The organism is Streptomyces sp. YIM 121038 (assembly GCF_006088715.1).
Lineage (GTDB): Bacteria > Actinomycetota > Actinomycetes > Streptomycetales > Streptomycetaceae > Streptomyces.
Map to the genome: position 1 here is coordinate 2,366,720 of NZ_CP030771.1, position 18,216 is coordinate 2,384,935.

Annotated in this window: 19 protein-coding genes; 8 read left to right on the forward strand and 11 right to left on the reverse strand. The window is 74.7% G+C overall.

The genetic code is table 11. The features are described 5' to 3' along the window. Positions 1-24: 24 nt before the first annotated feature. From C9F11_RS09615 to C9F11_RS09630, 4 genes are all read right to left on the reverse strand, one after another. A complete protein-coding gene (locus C9F11_RS09615; protein WP_249401659.1) occupies positions 25-885 on the reverse strand; it encodes a hypothetical protein in 861 nt (286 codons plus the stop codon). Next, the gene (locus C9F11_RS09620; RefSeq protein ID WP_138958865.1) at positions 882-2,147 is read right to left on the reverse strand and encodes a glycosyltransferase family 4 protein; all 1,266 of its coding nucleotides are present in this window, start codon (positions 2,145-2,147) and stop codon (positions 882-884) included. The genes C9F11_RS09615 and C9F11_RS09620 overlap by 4 nt, the downstream gene beginning before the upstream one ends. Before the next feature lie 162 nt (positions 2,148-2,309). Further along, positions 2,310-3,599, reverse strand: coding sequence for an ABC transporter substrate-binding protein (locus tag C9F11_RS09625; protein ID WP_249401660.1), 1,290 nt, complete (start codon positions 3,597-3,599; stop codon positions 2,310-2,312). Between the two features lie 24 nt (positions 3,600-3,623). Continuing rightward, positions 3,624-4,133 carry a hypothetical protein gene (locus C9F11_RS09630; RefSeq protein WP_138958868.1) on the reverse strand — a complete coding sequence of 170 codons (510 nt, stop codon included), beginning with the start codon at positions 4,131-4,133 and terminating at the stop codon, positions 3,624-3,626. A gap of 260 nt (positions 4,134-4,393) precedes the next feature. On the opposite strand from C9F11_RS09630, the gene C9F11_RS09635 reads away from it, so the two are divergent. Genes C9F11_RS09635 through C9F11_RS09645 form a run of 3 tightly spaced genes read left to right on the forward strand, consistent with a single transcriptional unit; the run spans position 4,394 to position 8,242 of the window. After that, positions 4,394-4,858 carry a hypothetical protein gene (locus tag C9F11_RS09635; RefSeq protein WP_138966277.1) on the forward strand — a complete coding sequence of 155 codons (465 nt, stop codon included), beginning with the start codon at positions 4,394-4,396 and terminating at the stop codon, positions 4,856-4,858. A gap of 4 nt (positions 4,859-4,862) precedes the next feature. Next, positions 4,863-7,538, forward strand: a complete 2,676-nt coding sequence (locus C9F11_RS09640; RefSeq protein ID WP_138958869.1) for an ATP-binding cassette domain-containing protein — start codon at positions 4,863-4,865, stop codon at positions 7,536-7,538. Next, entirely contained in the window at positions 7,535-8,242 is a 708-nt protein-coding gene (locus tag C9F11_RS09645; RefSeq protein ID WP_138958870.1) for an ATP-binding cassette domain-containing protein, read from the forward strand. Before C9F11_RS09640 ends, C9F11_RS09645 begins: the two co-directional genes overlap by 4 nt. Here C9F11_RS09645 and C9F11_RS09650 read toward each other — a convergent pair. Continuing rightward, positions 8,217-8,837, reverse strand: coding sequence for a transglycosylase family protein (locus tag C9F11_RS09650; RefSeq protein ID WP_171075684.1), 621 nt, complete (start codon positions 8,835-8,837; stop codon positions 8,217-8,219). The genes C9F11_RS09645 and C9F11_RS09650 overlap by 26 nt on opposite strands. 131 nt (positions 8,838-8,968) lie before the next feature. Continuing rightward, on the reverse strand, positions 8,969-9,619 hold the full coding sequence (locus tag C9F11_RS09655; RefSeq protein ID WP_138958872.1) for a transglycosylase family protein: 651 nt from the start codon (positions 9,617-9,619) through the stop codon (positions 8,969-8,971). Between the two features lie 536 nt (positions 9,620-10,155). On the opposite strand from C9F11_RS09655, the gene C9F11_RS09660 reads away from it, so the two are divergent. Together C9F11_RS09660 and C9F11_RS48565 are read left to right on the forward strand one after the other, a co-directional pair. Further along, positions 10,156-10,947: a hypothetical protein gene (locus C9F11_RS09660; protein ID WP_138958874.1), complete on the forward strand. Its 792-nt coding sequence runs from the start codon at positions 10,156-10,158 to the stop codon at positions 10,945-10,947. Between the two features lie 58 nt (positions 10,948-11,005). Beyond that, a complete protein-coding gene (locus C9F11_RS48565; protein ID WP_249401661.1) occupies positions 11,006-11,398 on the forward strand; it encodes a hypothetical protein in 393 nt (130 codons plus the stop codon). An 88-nt stretch (positions 11,399-11,486) separates the two neighbouring features. On the opposite strand, the gene der is transcribed toward C9F11_RS48565, so the two are convergent. From der to C9F11_RS09690, 5 genes are all read right to left on the reverse strand, one after another. Continuing rightward, positions 11,487-12,983 (reverse strand): ribosome biogenesis GTPase Der, encoded by a 1,497-nt coding sequence (der, locus tag C9F11_RS09670; protein WP_138958875.1) that lies wholly within the window; start codon positions 12,981-12,983, stop codon positions 11,487-11,489. Between the two features lie 74 nt (positions 12,984-13,057). After that, positions 13,058-13,645: a lysophospholipid acyltransferase family protein gene (locus C9F11_RS09675; protein WP_171076069.1), complete on the reverse strand. Its 588-nt coding sequence runs from the start codon at positions 13,643-13,645 to the stop codon at positions 13,058-13,060. A gap of 56 nt (positions 13,646-13,701) precedes the next feature. Continuing rightward, positions 13,702-14,391 carry a (d)CMP kinase gene (cmk, locus tag C9F11_RS09680; RefSeq protein ID WP_138966282.1) on the reverse strand — a complete coding sequence of 230 codons (690 nt, stop codon included), beginning with the start codon at positions 14,389-14,391 and terminating at the stop codon, positions 13,702-13,704. A gap of 175 nt (positions 14,392-14,566) precedes the next feature. Next, positions 14,567-15,652 (reverse strand): prephenate dehydrogenase, encoded by a 1,086-nt coding sequence (locus C9F11_RS09685; RefSeq protein WP_138958878.1) that lies wholly within the window; start codon positions 15,650-15,652, stop codon positions 14,567-14,569. Positions 15,653-15,813: 161 nt separating this feature from the next. After that, entirely contained in the window at positions 15,814-16,236 is a 423-nt protein-coding gene (locus tag C9F11_RS09690) for a YidB family protein (protein WP_138958880.1), read from the reverse strand. Positions 16,237-16,449: 213 nt separating this feature from the next. On the opposite strand from C9F11_RS09690, the gene C9F11_RS09695 reads away from it, so the two are divergent. From C9F11_RS09695 to C9F11_RS09705, 3 genes are read left to right on the forward strand one after another with little or no spacing between them, the layout of a single operon-like run. Further along, the gene (locus C9F11_RS09695; protein WP_138958881.1) at positions 16,450-17,136 is read left to right on the forward strand and encodes a hypothetical protein; all 687 of its coding nucleotides are present in this window, start codon (positions 16,450-16,452) and stop codon (positions 17,134-17,136) included. Between the two features lie 41 nt (positions 17,137-17,177). Next, positions 17,178-17,759 carry a DUF6529 family protein gene (locus C9F11_RS09700; protein ID WP_138958883.1) on the forward strand — a complete coding sequence of 194 codons (582 nt, stop codon included), beginning with the start codon at positions 17,178-17,180 and terminating at the stop codon, positions 17,757-17,759. Continuing rightward, positions 17,756-18,211: a Rieske (2Fe-2S) protein gene (locus C9F11_RS09705; protein ID WP_138958884.1), complete on the forward strand. Its 456-nt coding sequence runs from the start codon at positions 17,756-17,758 to the stop codon at positions 18,209-18,211. The genes C9F11_RS09700 and C9F11_RS09705 overlap by 4 nt, the downstream gene beginning before the upstream one ends. Positions 18,212-18,216 lie beyond the last annotated feature (5 nt).

Here is an 18,216-nt window from a genome sequence, read left to right on the forward strand (position 1 = left end):
GCCCTCCTCCCGGCGCGCGTTCCCTCAGTCGCCGACGGCCGCCCGTACGCGCACCGCCAGGTCGTTGTCGTTGGTGTAGTACGGGCCGGCCTCGACCGGCCCGTCCGGGCCTTCGAGGGCCGTCACCGGGTAGGTGAAGATCGGCTTCTTGTCCGCCACGTCGTCGAGCAGCCGGGCCAGGCGCACCCGCGGCCCCTCGTCGCCCCCGGGCAGCAGCCACAGGTCCCAGGGCCCGCGCCCGGCGGCGAGGTCCTCGTACCGCAGCGTGACGTCGAACTCCGGCCCCTGTGCCGTGACATCGGCGCGCACGACCCGCTCGGGCTCCTTGCGGAACACCGCCTCGACCCGTGCCCGCGCGGCGAGGTCCGTGCCGTACACGCGGCCGCGCGCCGTGAACCCGGCGTCGGTGATGCGCAGCTCACCGGCCTCCGCGTGCGGGGCCCGCACCCAGGCGCGCACCGAGAGGTTGCCCTGCTTGGTGGCGTACGGGATGCGCACCGAGACGTGGCCCCGGCTGCCGCTGGGCGCGCGGTCGACGAGCGAGCGCAGGTCGTTGACCCCGGGCATGAGGCGGCGCGGCTCCCCGCCGTCCACCAGGGCGTACGCGTTCCAGCGGCCCTCGGCGAGCTCGACGCTGCTGGGCAGCGCGGCGCGCAGCCGCCCGTCGCCCGCGGGGGTGAGCGGCAGCCGCACCTCGGCGACGGGGTCGGAGTCCCTGCGGCGCAGCAGCAGATGCGCGGTGCCCGCCTCGCCGGGGTCGGTGACGTCGAAGGTCAGACCGCCCGCGGAGTCGGCGATGCAGTCCGCCCGGGGCGGGGGCGGCTGCCCGGCCCCTCTCGCGTCGTCACTGGATCCGATGGTGTCCTGGGTGGACACGGCCGTCATGCCAAGCGCCCCTTCGTCGGTGCGGTTCTTCCGGCGTCCCGAACGGCGTACGCGCCGCCGAGCAGCGCTCCCCTGGCGCGGTGCATCGTGCCGCGCACCCGGCCGCCCAGCGAGCCGCCGCGCTGGAGCATGCCGTGGAACATCACCTCGTAGCGCTCGGCGATGCGGGCCGGGTCGAAGCGTTCGGAGTCCTCAAGGGCGGCGTACGCCATCCGCTGGCGCAGTGCGTCGTCGTTGATGAGTTCGAGCAGGCCGTCGGCCATGGCGTCGGCGTTGCCGACCTCGACGAGACGGCCGTCGACGCCGTTCTCGATGATCTCGCCGGGGCCGTGCGGGCAGTCGGTGGAGACGACCGGGAGGCCGCAGCGCATGGCCTCGACGATGGTCATGCCGAAGGACTCCAGGCTGGAGCTGACGGCCGCGATGGAGCCCTTGGCCCACTCGGGCTCGATGGGGTGGGCGGGGCCCATGAGGAAGACGTGGTTGTACAGGCCGAGGTCGTCGATCAGCCGGCGCAGCTTCTCCTTCTGGCGGCCGCCGCCGTAGATCCGCAGGCGCCAGTCGGGGCGCTCCCTGCGCACCTTGTCGAAGGCGCGGATCAGCAGGTCGTACCGCTTGACGGGGGCGAGCCGCCCGGCGGCGACGACCCACTTGTGGGAGCCGTCGGCGGGCTCGATGCCGGGCGCGGGCACCGGGTTCGGCACGGCCTGGACGTGCACGCCGGGCAGCCGCATCCGCTTGCGGTAGTCCCGTGCGTCGGCCTCGGTCGTGGTGGTGAGGACGTCGAGGCGGGGGTAGACGCTGCGCAGCTGGAGGCGCAGTTCGTCGGAGTGGCTGTCGAGCGTGAGGTGCTCCTGGCCGACGCGCAGCACGCCGCGCCGGGTCTGCCGGGCGACGTGCACGTTCAGGCCGGGCCTGGTGCCGATGACGACGTCGGACCGCAGGGACTTCAGGTGGGCCTCGATGCGCTCGTCGGTGAGGGCGCTGTACTGCGCGTAGCGGCCCTCGGCGCTCGGGAAGACGCGGGCCGGGGTGGTGTGGGCCGCGCTGTCGCCCTCGTATCCGGGGCTGTCCTTCCTGATGTCCACGAGGTGGCTGAGCCGGATCCGCGGGTCCGGCGCGAAGACCGGCTCGTCGCGGTGGCGCAGCACCGAGACGATCTCCACGTCGTGCTGCTCCGCGAGGGTGTTCGCCAGGTTGTACGTGGTCCGGATCGTCCCTCCGATCCCGTACGCGTTGTGAATCAGGAAAGAGATATGCATACGTACCCGTATTCCGCGTTTACCCGCGGACAGCCGTCTCGTCCGCCTACCGAGGGGTTAGACGGGAATCTCAGGCCAAGGGTTGGGTCGAGATCCCGCCTTGTTCTTGAACGGATGCGCGATCGCAATGCGGAACAGGGAACTCCATGAGTGGTACACCGGTCATGGCTGGTAGGAGAGCTGCGGTACCTCGAAGCAGTTGGCGTTCATGTCGCCTTGTGTGACCCAGCCCTCATCGTCCTTCCAGCGGGCCACGGACACACACGTCCGGCGCGTCCGCGGTGGCTCGGCCCGCCGCTCGTACGTCACCGGCAGCAGCAGGCCGTCGGCGTCGTACGGCTTGCCCCGGCTCATGAAGCGGTCCAGGCAGGCGCGGGTGACGTCCCCGCCCGAGGCCGTGCAGGAGCGGGCGGCGGCCGTGAACCACAGGCCGGCGGCCCAGCCCTCCAGCTGCCACTGGGAGAGCGAGTCCGCCCCCTTGCCCGCCTTCTTCATGCCGGCGCGGAACTCCCGCACGGCCGGGTGGCCGGTGTCCTCGTAGTTGCGGCTGGAACCGGTGGCCCACAGGGCGTTGCGGCAGCGCGGCGCGTCCTTGTAGTCGTCGGCGACGGAGGCTGACCAGTTCTGTACGTTCGTGACCTTCGCGGTGACCTTCGCGCCCACGTCGTCCATGGCCTCGCACAGGCGCGCGTTGCCGTGCGTGTCCATCGCGTCGAAGACCAGGTCGGCGCCCTGGTCCTTGAGGTCGGCCGCGGCGGCGCGGAAGTTCGGCAGCGCGAAGTCGACCTGCTCGGTGACGACCTCGTAGCCCTCGGCCTCCAGGCCGCGCTTCACCAGGCGCGCGTACGCCGCCGACGCGGCCTGGTTGTAGGAGACCACCGCGGCCGTGCGGGCGCCCTGCTCGCGCTTGAAGTAGCGGTAGACCTCGGTGCCGCCGTACAGCTCGCCGCCCCAGCCCGGCTCGCCCGCGCGCGGCGCGAGGCTGCCGTAGATCCCGTACAGGTGCGGATAGGTGTCGTACGCCGGGCCGATCGGCTGCCCGCCGATGTCGGGCACGCCCGCCTCGGAGACCCGGGGCGCGCCCGCGTAGTCCAGGACGGTGGTGGCCACCAGGGCGACGACCTTCTGCTCGTCGAGCAGCTTGTGCACGCACTCGTTGTTGCCGACGCCGCTGCCGCCGTCGTCGCAGGTGCGCACCTCGACCTCGCGTCCGGCGATCCCGCCGCGGTCGTTGAGCCGCTCGAAGTAGGCCTTGGCGCCGTCGCGCGGCCCGGTGAAGGCGGAGCCGCCGACGGGGCTGGTGGCGCTGGTGATGACGCCGACCCGCAGGGGCGGGCCGCCGCGGGGCGGCACCGCCCCTCCCGACGGCGCGCGCCGCTCGAAGTCGCTCTCCGGCAGCCGGCTGCCGCAGGCCGCGCTCCCCAGGAGCGCCGCCACGGCGAGCGCGGCCACGAGGGTCCGTCGGCGGCCCAAGTCTCAGCAGCCCGGACCGGGCGACTTGTTGCCGCTCAGCTGCACCAGCGCGCACAGCGTCTTGACGGACACCTTCCAGGTGCCGTCCTGGTCGACGGCGGTGCCGCTCGCGCTCGGCAGCGCGGTCGCGCCCTTCAGGGTCAGCGCGTACGTCACGTCCGCGTCCTTCGCCGACGTGAACTCGACCTTCGCGACCCGGGCCCGGACCTGCCTGCCGCGCTCGTCCCCGCTGAAGCTCTGCAGGACCTGGCGCATCTCGGCGCCGTTCTCCAGGACGGCCTCCTTGTCCTTCAGGGACACCGCCGGGTCGAAGAACTTCTGCCAGTTCGCCCGGACCTCCTTCTCGGCGGCCGCCGGGTCCGCGGGCTCGTCGGCGTCACCGGCCTTGCTGGTCGTCTCCACGGACGGCTGCGGCGGCGGGCTCCCGCCCTCGTCACCGCTGTCGTCGCCGCAGGCCGCGACGGCCGGGACGAACAGCAGGACCGCGGCGGCCGCGAGGACCGGGCTCCGCACCCGCCCCCGTCGTGGGTCGCTCCCCCGCCTTGGTCCTGTCCAGAGCACCATCTGGCTCACCACCGGATGTCGGACCGGACGAAGGGCGCCCGGTGCTTTCAGGGTCGGCTTCCAGAAGGCATAGTGCAATCCATTGGCTTCCATGAACAGACCCACCAGGCACCCGGGGGGCCTCGATGCGGGCGGCAAGGACGGACGGGACCACTCCCGCGGCGGCGCGGGCCGCGTCCCGCGCGGCCCGGCTGCGGGCGGTCCACCCCATGCTGTGGGCGGCCTTCGCCGCGCTCGCGACCGGCGCGGTCCTGTGCGTCATCGGCTGGTACGGGATCTCCGGAGAGCGCTTCGCCGAGCGGCAGTTGCCCTACCTCGCGTCCTGCACGGTGCCGGGCGCCGCGCTGATCGTCGCGGGCGCGGTGCTCCTCGCGCACGGCCGGGGCGCGCTCGCCGCGGCCCGGGTCGAGGAGCTGTACGGCCTGCTCGTGGCCGTCGATGACCAGGCCCCCGCGGCCGCGGGGGCCGAACGGGCGAAGGCCCCGGTGGCGACGAGCGACGCGCTGCGCGCCGTGCCCGACGGCACGCTGTGGCACCGCGCGGACTGCCCGCTGGTCGCGGGCAGGCCGGAGGCCGTCGCCGTCGACGCCGCGGCCCCGGCGGCGGGCGGCCTGACCCCGTGCCCGATCTGCGCACCGCCGGGGCCACGGCCGCAAGAGTCGCCGGAGGGCTGAGCCGGTGGCCTCCCTGAGCTACGACCTGACCCTGGCCGGGCTCTCCGTCGGCAGCGCGGCGGCCCTCACCGGCATAGGCCTCGTCGTCACCCACCGCGCGACCGGCGTGCTCAACTTCGCGCACGGCGCGATCGCGATGGTCTGCGCCTATCTGCTGCGCCAGCTCACCGTCGACTGGGGCTGGCCGCTGCCGCTCGCCGCGGCGGTGACGCTCCTGGTGGTGGCCCCCGCCATCGGCCTGGTCCTCGAACGCGCCGTCTTCCGCCCGCTCGCCGTCCTGGGCGGCGACCCGGCGCAGACCCTGGTGGCCTCGATCGGCGTCTTCGTCCTGCTCGTCGGCGCGGCGGCGCTGATCTGGGGGCAGGGCGCGCGGGCGGACGCGCCGACGCTCGTCTCGGCCGACCCCTGGGGCCAGCTCGCGGTCGCCGTGGCGCTGGCGCTCGCCGTGGGGGCCCTCACCCGCTTCACCCGCTTCGGCGGGGAGCTGCGCGCGGTGGTCGACGACCGCCGCCTCGCGGTGCTCGCCGGGATCGACGCGGACCGGGTGGCCGCGGCGGGCTGGGCCTTCGGCTCCTTCACGGCGGGCCTGACCGGCGTGCTCCTCGCCCCCTACGTCCGCCTCGACCCGTACGGCCTGCCCCTGCTCGTCATGGAGGTGATGGCCGTCGCCGTGGCGGCCCGGATGCGGAACCTGCCGGTGGCGGTCGTGGTGGCGCTCGGCATCGGCGTCGCGCAGAGCCAGCTCACGCGCCTGCACCCGTCCGGGTGGGGCGAGCCCCTGCTCCAGGCGGTCGGCGCGAACCTCTTCGTCGTGGCCCTGCTGATCGCCGCGCTCGTCCTGCCCGGGGTGGGCACCGGGGACGCGCTGCCCCGCACGGCCACCGCCCGCGTCCCTACCCCGCCCGGCGCCTGGATAGTGGCCGTGGTCCTCTTCCTGCTCCCGCTCGGCTTCGCCGGCTCGGACCTCACCACGTCCGTGCAGGTCCCCGCCCTCGGCGTCATCCTGCTCTCCCTCGTCGTCGTCACCGGCAGGGGCGGCCAGATCTCCCTGGGCCAGGCGGCGTACGCGGGCCTGGGCGCGCTGTTCACCGCGCTGCTCACCGGCGGCCGCTTCCCCGGCCTGCCCGAGCTGCCCGAGCTGCCCGCCCTCGCGGTCGCCGTGCTGCTCGTCGCGCCGCTCGGCCTGCTCACCGGCTGGCCCGCCATCAGCCGGCACGGCCTGGCCCTCGCCCTCGCCACCCTCGCGGTCGGCGTGGGCGTCAGCCGCTTCGTGTTCGCACAGCCGTACGCGACCTCGGGCCTCACCCTGGAGCGGCCCGCCGGCCTCAGCGGCGACCGCGCGTACTACCTGTTCGAACTGGCCCTGCTCGGCGGCGCGCTGTGGTGCGTCGCGGCGCTGCGCCGGGGCCGCGCGGGGCGGGCGCTCGCGGCGATGCGCGACCACGAGGCGGGGGCGGCGGCGGCCGGGGTCCCCGTGCGCACGCTGAAGCTCGCGGCGTTCGTGACCGGCGCGGCGCTCGCCGCCCTGGGCGGCGGGATGCTCGGGATGGGCCTGCGGGCGTTCGACCCCGGCGCGTACGACCCGGTGCGGGGGCTGCTGTGGTTCGCGGCGGTGGTCGTGCTCGGCGCGGACAGCCTGCTCGGCGCGCTGGTGGCGGCGGCGCTGCTGGTGGGGCTCGACGCGGGGGCCAGGGGCGGGGTCGCCGCGGCGGTCATCGGGGTGCTCGCGATACTGGTCGGCCGCTTTCCCGGGGGGCCGTACGAGGCGCTGCGCGCGGCTACGCGGCGGCTGCGGCGGCGGCCCCGGCTCACACCGCTGGGCGCCCGGGTGCGGGGCGCCCTCGTCCCTGCCGCCACGGGCCCTGCCCCGGCCCCGGCCCCGGCCCCGGCAAACAGTGCTGGGCACCTGGCGCTGTGCCCACCCTTCCCCAAGCTCCCGGCTCCGCTCGAGCAGGGGAGACCCCACTCGCCCTGCGGGACGATGGCCCACAGCGAGGAGCGGGACGTCCTTGCCGCTGACGGGCTGTTCCTCTCCTACGGTGGCTTCGCCGTGTTGCGCGGGGTGTCCCTCAGTGTCGTCCCCGGCCAGGTGACGGCTGTCGTGGGGCCCAACGGCGCGGGCAAGAGCAGTCTGTTCCACTGTCTGGCGGGGACGGTGCGGCCCGACCGGGGGCGGGTGGCCTTCGGGGGGCGGGACCTCACCCGGCTGCCCGCGCACGCCCGCACCCGCGCGGGCGTGGCGCGTACGTTCCAGCAGCTGGCGGTCTTCCCGACGCTGACCGTCGCGGAGAACGTGCGCGTGGGCGCCGAACAGGGCCGGGTCCGGGACCCGGCGGCGTCCGACCGGGCGCTGCGCCTGTTCGACCTCACGTCCGTGCGCGACCGCCCGGCCGCGGGCCTGCCGACGGGCACGCTGCGCCGCGTCGAGCTGGCCCGGGCGCTCGCGGGCGACCCGTACGTGCTGCTCCTGGACGAGCCCGCCGCGGGCCTCGACACCGGCGAGGTGGCCGCGCTCACCCGGGTCCTGCGCGCCCTCGCCGCCGACGGCACCGCGCTCCTGGTGGTCGAGCACGACCTGGACCTGGTCGCGGGCCTGGCCGACACGGTGCACGTGATGACGGCGGGCCGGATCGTCGCGTCGGGCCCGGCGGACGAGGTGCTCGACGGCGGGGCCCCATGAGCCCGGCCGCGCGCCCCGGCACCCTCGAACTGCGGGACGCGCGCGTGCGCTACGGCCCCCTGGAAGCCCTGCACGGCGTGAGCCTCGCCGCCCCCGCCCCCGGCCTGACCGTCCTGCTCGGCCGCAACGGCTCGGGCCGCACCACCGCGCTGCGGGCGCTCGCCGGGGCCGTCCCGCTGTCCGGGGGCGCCGTCGTCTGGGACGGCGCGGACGTCACCCGGCTCACGGCGCACGAACGCGCCCGCCGGGGCCTGTGCTTCGTACCGGACCGGCAGGCCGTCTTCGGCGGCCTCACCGTCCGCGAGAACCTGGACCTCGCCGGGGACGACGTGACGCCCGCCCTGACGGCCTACCCGGAGCTGCGCCCGCTCCTGGCCCGCCGCGCGGGCCTGCTGTCCGGCGGCGAGCAGCGCATGCTCGCGCTGTCACGGGCCCTGCTCTCCCGGGCGCGCGTGGTCCTCGCCGACGAGCCGACCCAGGGCATGTCCCCGGCCGTCGCCACCCGTACGTACGCACTGCTCGGGGACCTGGAGGCCTGCGTGGTCCTCGCCGAGCAGCGGCCGCCGCCCGGGCTGCGGGGGCGCGCGGGCCGGGCGGCGGTGGCGTACGAGCTGCGCCGCGGCGAGGTGGTGTTCAGCGGCGAGCTCACGGAGCTCGGGCGGCTGCCGGACGGCGGTGTCAGGCCTTCGCCCGCTCCGGAATGAGCAGGACCGTGCCGATCGCGAGGCGGTCGGGGCGCGGCCCCACGATGTGCCGGTTGGCCCGGTAGAGGGCCTTCCAGCCGCCCTTCACCTGGTACCGCCGGGCCAGGGAGCTGAGGGTCTCGCCGCGCTTGACGACGTGCGTGCGGTCGCCGGGCAGCAGCGCGAGGTGGTCGAGGTTGGCCTCCTTGACCTTCTTCGAGCAGACGGGCCAGGCCTGCCAGCCCTGGTTGAGGAGCACCTTGCGGGCGACCTCGATCTGCTCCTCCCGGGTGGCGAGGTCCGCGCGCGGGGCGTAGGCGAGCCCGCCGTGCTCCTCCCAGGTGGTCTGCTTGAACTGCAGGCCTCCGTAGTAGTTGTTGCCGGTGTTGATGTGCCACCGGCCGCTGCTCTCGCACTCGGCGAGACAGTTCCACGGCCCTTCGGTGCGGGAGCAGTCGTAGAGGTACGTGGTGACGGCCGGGCCCGGTCGCGGCGGCGGGGGCGCGGCCACCGCGGCGGCCGGGGCGGTCAGGGGTGCCGCGAGCGCCAGGGCCGCGGCGGCGAGCGACGTCACGAACCTTGGACGTCTGTTCGACATCGGGTGCGTCGAGTGCATCGGGCCACGTTACGCAGGTCGCGGCCGGGGACCCGCCGTGCCGCGCCGCCGTGCGCGCGGCCCCACCCGGTCAGCGGACGGGGCGGGGCCGCTCGTGGGTTCCGGCTCGCCGGAGGGGACGGCCGGGACCGTCAGATCGCCAGGCGCTGCCCGGGCACGATCAGGTTCGGATCACCGCCGATGACGCCCTGGTTGACGGCGTAGAGCCGCTGCCAGCCGACGCCGTGCGCGGCGGCGATGCGGCTGAGCGTGTCGCCCTGGCGCACGACGTAGCCGCCGGAGCCGCGCGTGGTGCCCCGGTCGGCGTGACCGGGCGCGCGGTACGCGGGCCGCTGCTTGAGGGTCTTCGGCGCGGCCTGCGGTGCGGCCGGTGGCGCCGCCTTGGGAGCGGGCCTGGGAGCGGCCTGGGGCGCGGCCGCGCCGGGAGCGGGCCCGGAGGCACCCGCCCGTGCCGAGCACGACGGCCAGGCGCCCCACCCCTGAGCGCGCTGGACCTTCGCCGCGACGGCGATCTGCTGGGCCCGGGAGGCCCTGTCGGCGGTCGGCGCGTAGGCCGTGCCGCCGTACGCCCGCCAGGTCCCGGCGGAGAACTGGAGTCCGCCGTAGTAGCCGTTGCCGGTGTTGACCTGCCAGTTTCCGCCGCTCTCGCAGCGGGCGATCCGGTCCCACACTCCGCCGTCCGCCGCGGCCTGCCCGGTCGCGGCGAGCAGTGCCAGCGGCGCGAGGAGCGCGGCTCCGCCGATCACTGCCGTCTTGCGAATGTTCCTGGGACGTTCGGACATGGATTTCCCTCTCGGAGGACCCGGGCTCCCCCAGGCCCCGCGGGCCCCGTACGCGTCCGGCGCCGGGGTCCCGCCGAGCCCCGTCCGCCGGGGTGGTGCTGTTCTGCGTTGCTCCGCCGCGCCTGCTGATCGAACCGGCCGGCGCGGCCGGCGGACTTACCCGAGCGGTGCTCGCTGCACACGGCGGTGGAATCTAGAAGCCCTCTCGCCCCGCTATCAACCGACTCCTCGTCATTCCAGGCCAGTTGCCGGTTACCTGGAGTATCGTCGACTTTCGGACAGCCCTTTTATCCCTGCATACGAGTACTTACCACCCTCCCGCCCCGGCGATCTGTGACTCACCTCACCGGTGCAACTTCCGTGTACGCGGCAGGTGTTGGCGCGGAGTGACAAATTCCGTCCCTCAACTCACCCTCTGCTTCGGTTAGTTCAATTCCGCGCCTCCCGTGCGTGACTTGGGCCACTGATCGCCCGTTGTCTCCTTTATGAGCCGGGCACCACCCGGACACCCCACGCATCGATTCCGAGGAGTCACCGTGCCGCGCATGCTCGACCTCAGCGACGAGGTACGCGCCGAGATCGGCGACGAAGAAGCCGACCGCCTGCTCGCCGGGGAGAACGCCCCGGGCGCCTACGACTGCACGTCCTGCCGCACTCCGGGCGACTCCGAGCGCGAGCGCACCAGCACGGTCCTGTTCGTCGGCGACGAGACCGCCGTGCTCGCCTTCGCCCACGCCTCCTGCCTGCCGTCCCAGATCGTCGAGGTCTCCGAGGAGCAGCTCCAGGGCGCCGTACGGTCCATCACCGGCGAGGACACCGTGCCGTCCCAGCGCCCCGCGGACGGCGCCCCCGAACAGGCCGTGCTGGGCGTGACCAGCGGTCTCGTCCTCATCGAAGGCGAGCTGCACCCCGCGCTCGTCGTCGAGCCGACCGGCCCCATCGCCCGCCCGGGCGCGGCGCCCGGCGGCGGTGACGACTTCCTGCCGCTCCTGATCGAGCACGGCTTCATGCCCGTGACCTCGCTCGCGGGCGCGCCCCCGACGCTGCACGGCTGGTCGGTGCTGCTCGCCGTGGGCCAGCTGCACGCCATCCTCCAGCCCGGCACCGGCGGCGGCTCCCCCGTCGCCTGGTGGCAGGCCCACCAGCCGCTCCAGGTCACCGACGGCTGGCGCGCGGCGGCCAACAAGCTCCAGTCCGTCCTGCTGTACGCCACCCCGTCGGGCACCGTCGGCCGCCAGCCCCGCGAGGACCTGCTGCGCGGCGCGCTCGACCGCGCGGCCTCCCGGGGCCAGCTGGTCGCCTGCGCGATGCCGCTCGCGGGCACCTGAGCCACATTGGGGGCCCGGGCCCCGCATCCCGGGAACCCCCCAGGTCGTTGGCCCAGACGTGCACGTATACGACGCCACACACCACCGGCCGTACGCCGGGCCGATCCCGTCCATGCGCGGCGCGCAGGACACCGCGGCCGCCTTCTCGGCCACGCCGATCTACGACGCCCTGTACTCCGAGTACCTCAGGGCGTTCCGGGCCCTGCCCGGCGACCGGACCGGCGAGGAGGAGCTGAGGTTCACCGGCTTCGGCCCCGGGCCGTACGGCAACGCCGGGCACCACGGCGCCATGCGGCACGACCCGCGCCACACCCCCCGGCACGACCCGCGCCACGACCCCCGGCACAACCCCTTCAACGTCGCCCGCTACGGCCAGCCCACCCAGGTCGACCACCACAGCTACGGCCACCTCTTCCCGGCCGCCCTCCCCCCGGGCCCGCGCCGGGGCTGACCCCCCGCCCCTCCTCATGCCGGTGCCCGGCCCTCCGCGTGGAGGGCCGGGCACCGGCACGTACGGACCGCGGACGCCGCGGCTCCCGCTACTTCTTCTTCTGGGTCTTCTGCCCGCGCTTCTCGCGCACCCGCACCGAGATGTGGATCGGCGTGCCCTCGAAGCCGAACTCCTCGCGCAGCCTGCGCTCCACGAAGCGGCGGTAGCCGTGCTCGATGAAGCCCGAGGCGAACAGGACGAACCGCGGCGGCTTGGTGCCCGCCTGGGTGCCGAAGAGGATGCGCGGCTGCTTGCCGCCCCGGACCGGGTGCGGGTGGGCGGCGACCAGCTCGCCGAGGAACGCGTTCAGCCGGCCCGTCGGCACGCGCGTCTCCCAGCCCGCGATGGCCGTCTCGATCGCCGGGACGAGCTTCTCCATGTGCCGCCCCGTGCGCGCCGACACGTTCACCCGCGGCGCCCACGCGACCTGCGCGAGCTCCGTCTCGATCTCCCGCTCCAGGTAGTAGCGGCGCTCCTCGTCGAGCGTGTCCCACTTGTTGTACGCGAGGACGACGGCGCGGCCCGCCTCCACCGCCATCGTGACGATGCGCTGGTCCTGGATGCTGATCGACTCGCTGGCGTCGATCAGGATGACCGCGACCTCCGCCTTCTCCACGGCGGCGGCCGTGCGCAGCGAGGCGTAGTAGTCGGCGCCCTGCTGGAGGTGGACGCGCTTGCGGATGCCCGCCGTGTCGACGAACTTCCAGGTGACGCCGCCCAGTTCGATGAGCTCGTCGACCGGGTCGCGGGTGGTGCCCGCGAGCTCGTTGACGACGACGCGCTCCTCGTTGGCCACCTTGTTCAGGAGGGAGGACTTGCCCACGTTCGGACGGCCGATGAGCGCGATGCGGCGCGGGCCGCCGACGGCCGTGCCGAAGGTCTGCGCGGGCGCCTCCGGCAGGACGTCCAGGACCGCGTCGAGCATGTCGCCGGTGCCGCGGCCGTGCAGCGAGGAGACCGGGTGCGGCTCGCCGATGCCGAGGGACCACAGGGCGGTGGCGTCGGCCTCGCCGCTCTGGCCGTCGACCTTGTTGGCGCAGAGCACCACGGGCTTGTTGGCCTTGCGAAGGAGCCGGACGACGGCCTCGTCGGTGTCGGTGACGCCGACGGTGGAGTCGACGACGAACACGACGGCGTCGGCGGTCTCGATCGCGTACTCGGCCTGCGCGGCCACCGACGCGTCGATGCCGAGGACGTCCTGCTCCCAGCCGCCGGTGTCGACGACCTTGAAGCGGCGGCCCGCCCACTCGGCCTCGTAGGTGACGCGGTCGCGGGTCACGCCCGGCTTGTCCTCGACGACGGCCTCGCGGCGGCCGATGATGCGGTTCACGAGGGTCGACTTGCCGACGTTCGGACGGCCGACGACGGCGAGGACCGGGAGCGGACCGTGTCCGGCCGCCTCGATGGCGCCCTCGACGTCCTCGACGTCGAAGCCCTCTACGGCGGCGAGCTCCATGAACTCCGCGTACTCGGCGTCGCCAAGTGCCCCATGGTCGTGCTCGACGTGCTCCGTCGGCTCGCCCTCGGGCTGGATCTGGTCGTTCATGAAGTCCGTACCTCGTCGTTCATCGTGGTGATCGGTGACCCCTCCGTACGGCGGGTCACTACTGAAAGTCTTACTCAGCGCCCGGTCAGGCGCCTGGCGTTTTCCAGGTGGTCGGTCAGCTTCCCCTGGATGCGCACGGTCGCCTCGTCGAGCGCCTTGCGCGTGCGCCGCCCGCTCCCGTCGCCCGCCTCGAAGGGATCTCCGAAGACGACGTCGACGCGGCTGCGCAGCGGCGGCAGCTGCCGTATCAGCCGGCCGCTGCGCTCCGTGCTGCCCAGGACGGCGACCGGGACGATCGGCGCCCCGGAGCGCACCGCGAAGTACGCGAGGCCCGCGCGCAGCGAGGCGAAGTCGCCGTCGCCCCGGGTGCCCTCCGGGAAGATCCCGAGGACGCCGCCCCGCGCCAGGACGCCGAGCGCGTCGGTGATCGCCGTGCGGTCGGCCGTCGAGCGGTCGACCTTGACCTGGCCGATGGCGCCCAGGAACGTGCCGAGCGGGCCGACGAACGCCTCCTTCTTGATCAGGAAGTGCGCCGGCCGGGGCGCCACGCCCATGACCATCGGGCCGTCGACGTTGTGCGAGTGGTTGACGGCCAGGATGACCGGGCCGCTCGCCGGCACCCGCCAGGAGCCGAGCACGCGGGGCTTCCACAGGCCGTACATCAGACCGACGCCGATGCGCCGCCCGACCTCGGCCCCGCGCTCGGATGCCCCGGAGGTCACTTCCCGGCCCGCTTCTCCTCAACGAGGGTGACGACGCACTCGATGACCTGCTGGAGCGAGAGCTCGGTGGTGTCGACCTCGACGGCGTCGTCGGCCTTGGCGAGCGGCGACGTCTTGCGGCTGGAGTCGGCGGCGTCGCGCTTGATCAGGGCCTCGCGGGTGGCGTTCACGTCGGCGCCCTTGAGCTCGCCGGAGCGGCGGGCGGCACGGGCCTCCGGGGACGCCGTGAGGAAGATCTTCAGGTCGGCGTCCGGGAGGACGGTGGTGCCGATGTCCCGGCCCTCGACGACGATGCCCTTCGCCGCGCCGAGGGCGATGGAGCGCTGCAGCTCGGTGATCCGGGTGCGCACGTCGGGGACGGCGCTGACGGCGCTGACCTTGGAGGTGACCTCCTGCGTGCGGATCGGGCCCGCCACGTCCGTGCCGTCGACCGTGATCGTCGGGGCGGCCGGGTCCGTGCCGGAGACGATCTCGGGCTTGCCCGCCGCGGCGGCGATCGCGCCGGGGTCGGTGAGGTCGATGCCGTTGCTGACCATCCACCACGTGATCGCCCGGTACTGGGCGCCGGTGTCCAGGTAGCTCAGGCCGAGCTGCGCGGCGACGGCCTTGGACGTGCTGGACTTGCCCGTGCCGGACGGCCCGTCGATGGCGACGATCACGGTGCCTGCGGCAGCGCTGTTTTCCAGGGTTTCCACGGGCTGCGGGTGCCTTTCTCGGGGCGCGGGTCGGGTGGGGGACGCCTACGACGCCCCGCACAAGGTTACTGGCTCCCGCCCCGGCCCTCGCCTGGCCACCCGCCCGCCGCCGCTCCCGTGCGCGACGACCACCGCTCCCGCGCGCTACGGCCGCCGCTCCCGCGCGTCACGGCCGCAGCGACCAGCCCCGCTCCCGCAGCGCCGCGGCCAGCGGGGCCGCCGCCGCGGGCTCCACCATGAGCTGGACCAGACCGGCCTGCTGGCCGGTGGCGTGCTCGATGCGGACGTCCTCGACGTTGACCCCGGCGCGCTCGGCGTCGGCGAAGATGCGGGCCAACTGTCCGGGCTGGTCGTTGATGAGCACGGCCACGACCTCGTACGCGGACGGGGCGGAGCCGTGCTTGCCGGGCACCCGGGCCTGGCCCGCGTTGCCGCGCCGCAGCACGCCCGCGACCCCCGCGGCGCCCTCGTGCCGCTTGCCCTCGTCGGCCGAGGCCAGGCCCCGCAGCGCGGCGACGGTCTCCTGGAGGTCGGCGGCGACGTCGGCGAGCAGGTCGGCGACCGGCCCCGGGTTGGCGGAGAGGATGTCGATCCACATCCGCGGGTCGGACGCGGCGATGCGCGTGACGTCGCGGATGCCCTGGCCGCACAGCCGGACCGCCGACTCCTCGGCGTTCTCCAGGCGGGCCGCGACCATGCTGGAGACCAGGTGCGGCATGTGCGAGACGAGGGCGACGGCCCGGTCGTGGGCGTCGGCGTCCATGACGACGGGCACGGCCCGGCACTGGGCCACCAGCTCCAGGGCGAGGTTCAGCACCTCGGTGTCGGTGTCCCGGGTGGGCGTGAGCACCCAGGGGCGGCCCTCGAAGAGGTCGGCGGACGCGGCCAGGGGGCCGCTGCGCTCGCGCCCCGACATGGGGTGCGTGCCGATGTACGGCGTCAGGTCGAGGCCGAGCGACTCCAGCTCGCGGCGCGGGCCGCCCTTGACGCTCGCCACGTCCAGATAGCCGCGGGCGCGGCCGCGGCGCATGGCGTCGGCCAGGGTGGCGGCGACGTGCGCGGGCGGCACCGCGACCACGCACAGGTCGACGGGGCCCTCGGGCTCCGCCGCGGTCCCGGCGCCGAGCGCGGCGGCCGTGCGGGCCTGCTCGGTGTCGTGGTCGGCGAGGTGGACGGCGACGCCGCGGCGGGCCAGGGCCAGGGCGGCGGAGGTGCCGATCAGGCCGGTGCCGATGACGAGGGCTGTTCTCACTGGGCGATGTCCCCGTAGCTTCCGTGCGTTGCGCACATCGGGTCGAGATGTACGTACCGCACATCGGGTCTTGACGGACGTACAGCCTAGTCACCACCCGTGACGCGGCCGCGCGGCGCCCGCCTGCCGAGACGGTCGCCGCGCACCGGCCGCGTGCGGCCTCAGAGCTGCTGCTGCCTGATGATGTCCTCCAGGGAGCCGGTCGGCACCTGTCCGCTCGGGGTCAGCTTGTCGACGACCTGCGGCAGCTGCTGCGCGATCTCGTCGGCGGCCTGCTCGGGCGAGACCCCGGCGTCCTGGGCGACCTGCTGGAGCGTGTCGTCGGGCAGGGCCTCCTTGACCTGCGCGCCGGACACCGGCTGGTTCTCGCCGGAGCCGACCCACGACTGGGCCTGGTCGGCGAGCCCGGCCTTGGTCAGCCCGTCGAGGAGGCCGCCCAGCGGGTTGTTCCCGCCGCCGCCCTTGCTCATCAGCGCGCCGAGCAGGGCGCCGAGGATGTTGGCGCCGCCCCCGGACTGGCCCGTGCCCTGCTGGCCGCCGCCGAGGAGACCGCCCAGGAGGCCGCCCAGATCGTTACCCGCCATGGTCGTGCCTTTCGCTTCGATGGCCGGGCCCCGCCCTTGCGGGCCAAGGGCCCCGGACCCTGCCAATGTCACCCGGACCGCCGCGCCCCGCCACTCGGAGCGACCGGCGCGGAACCCCTCCGCATCACGAGCGCACAGCCCCCGTGCGCCCCTGGACGCCGGGGTGCGGTTCGGCTTGCATGGAAGGGCAGGCCGCGCGCCTCGGGGGGACGCATGAAGCGCTCAGGACCGTTGTTCACGCTGCTCGGGGGGCTGCTGCTCGCCCTGTTCATGCTGACGCTCAACGCGACCACGGGGTCGGGCAGTTCGTCGTACGGCGACTCCTCGTCCGGCGCGGCGAAGCCCGCAGCGCCGCCCGCCGCGAGCGCGAGCCCCTCGGCGAAGCCGTCCCCCTCGAAGAAGCCGTCCCCTGCGAAGAAGCCGCGGCCGCCCGCCGACGGCAAGTACACGGGCCGCACGGACGACGACACCGCCTCCGTGGCCATCACGCTGCGCGGCGGCAGGGCCACGGCGTACTTCTGCGACGGCAGGACCACGGAGTCCTGGCTGAAGGGCGACGTCGAGGACGACGGCTCGCTGCGCCTGACCGGCGAGGGCGGCGCGAAGCTCGACGGGCGCGTCAAGGGCGACACGGTCCGCGGCACGGTCGACGTCCGCGGCGGGCCCCGGCCCTTCACCGCCCCCCGGACGGAGAAGAAGCCGGCGGGGCTGTACCGCGCGCGGGCCGAGGTGCGCGGCGAGCGCCTCGACGGCGGCTGGATCGTGCAGCCCGACGGCAGCCAGGTCGGCCTCCTCAGCCGTGACGGGAAGCCCGCCGCCGCCCCCCGTCTCGACCCCGGCACCGGCGCCGTCCGGCTGCCCGGCGGCGGCCGGCTCACCGCCCGGCCCGTCGTGCCCTGAGCACCCCGCCGCACCCATCCGCGCCCGCCCCGGGAGGCCCCGTGAGCGTCGACCCCAACGCCCCCACCCAAGGAGCCGGGTTCCCCGCGGGCCCGCGCCGTGAGCATCCCGCCCGCTATCTGGTGCCCGCCGTGGTCGCGGCGGCCGTCGCCGTGGGCCTGGGGGCGTACGGAAAGGCCCACGACCCCGAGGGCACCGCGTTCAACCTCGCGGGCTTCAGCTCCACCAGCGCCGTGAAGTCCTGGCTCGCCACCACCGCGTTCGGCTTCGCGCTGATCCAGGTCGGCTCCGCCCTCATGGTCTACGGCAGGCTGCCCGGGCCGTCCTGGTCGGCGGCGCTGCACCGCTGGTCGGGCCGGATCGCGTTCCTGGTGGCGGTGCCCGTCGCGGTGCACTGCCTCTACGCGCTCGGCTACCAGACGTACTCGACGCGCGTGCTGTGGCACTCCTTCCTCGGCTGCTTCTTCTTCGGCGCGTTCAGCGCCAAGATGCTGCTGCTCCGCTCGGCCCGGCTGCCCGGCTGGCTCCTGCCGCTGGTGGGCGGCCTGGTCTTCGCGGTGCTCACCCTGGTGTGGGTGACGTCGGCGCTGTGGTTCTTCCGTACGGTCGGGGTGACGACGTGAGCGGCGGCGGGCCCGCGGCGGGCCCCACGCGGCGCACGGCCCTGCTGGCGGGCGCGGCCGCGGCCCTGACCGCCTGCGACAAGTACGGCGATGAGGGCGCGGAGCCGGACCCGCCGAAGTCCACGCCCGCGTCCTCCGGGCCCTCGGGCGGGAAGCCGTCCGAGGCGCCGCCCCTGGCCGAGAAGTCCGAGATCCCGGTCGGCGGCGGCAAGGTCTTCGAGAAGGAGAAGGTGGTGGTCACCCAGCCCGAGGAGGGGGACTTCAAGGCGTTCTCCGCGGTCTGCACGCACCAGGGCTGCACGGTCCGCGACGTGTCCGGCGGCACGATCAACTGCCCCTGCCACGGCAGCAAGTACCGGGTGGCGGACGCCTCGGTGGCGGACGGCCCGGCGCCGCGCCCGCTGGCCCCACGCTCCATCGAGGTCACGGGAAACGCGATCAGGCTCACCTGACCAAC

Coding starts and splice junctions, on each gene's coding strand:
- C9F11_RS09615 (WP_249401659.1), bottom strand. CDS start 885: ATGACGGCCGTGTCCACCCAGGACACCATCGGATCCAGTGACGACGCG.
- C9F11_RS09620 (WP_138958865.1), bottom strand. CDS start 2,147: ATGCATATCTCTTTCCTGATTCACAACGCGTACGGGATCGGAGGGACG.
- C9F11_RS09635 (WP_138966277.1), top strand. CDS start 4,394: ATGCTGTGGGCGGCCTTCGCCGCGCTCGCGACCGGCGCGGTCCTGTGC.
- C9F11_RS09645 (WP_138958870.1), top strand. CDS start 7,535: ATGAGCCCGGCCGCGCGCCCCGGCACCCTCGAACTGCGGGACGCGCGC.
- C9F11_RS09650 (WP_171075684.1), bottom strand. CDS start 8,837: ATGCACTCGACGCACCCGATGTCGAACAGACGTCCAAGGTTCGTGACG.
- C9F11_RS09655 (WP_138958872.1), bottom strand. CDS start 9,619: ATGTCCGAACGTCCCAGGAACATTCGCAAGACGGCAGTGATCGGCGGA.
- der (WP_138958875.1), bottom strand. CDS start 12,983: ATGAACGACCAGATCCAGCCCGAGGGCGAGCCGACGGAGCACGTCGAG.
- C9F11_RS09675 (WP_171076069.1), bottom strand. CDS start 13,645: ATGTACGGCCTGTGGAAGCCCCGCGTGCTCGGCTCCTGGCGGGTGCCG.
- C9F11_RS09690 (WP_138958880.1), bottom strand. CDS start 16,236: ATGGCGGGTAACGATCTGGGCGGCCTCCTGGGCGGTCTCCTCGGCGGC.
- C9F11_RS09695 (WP_138958881.1), top strand. CDS start 16,450: ATGAAGCGCTCAGGACCGTTGTTCACGCTGCTCGGGGGGCTGCTGCTC.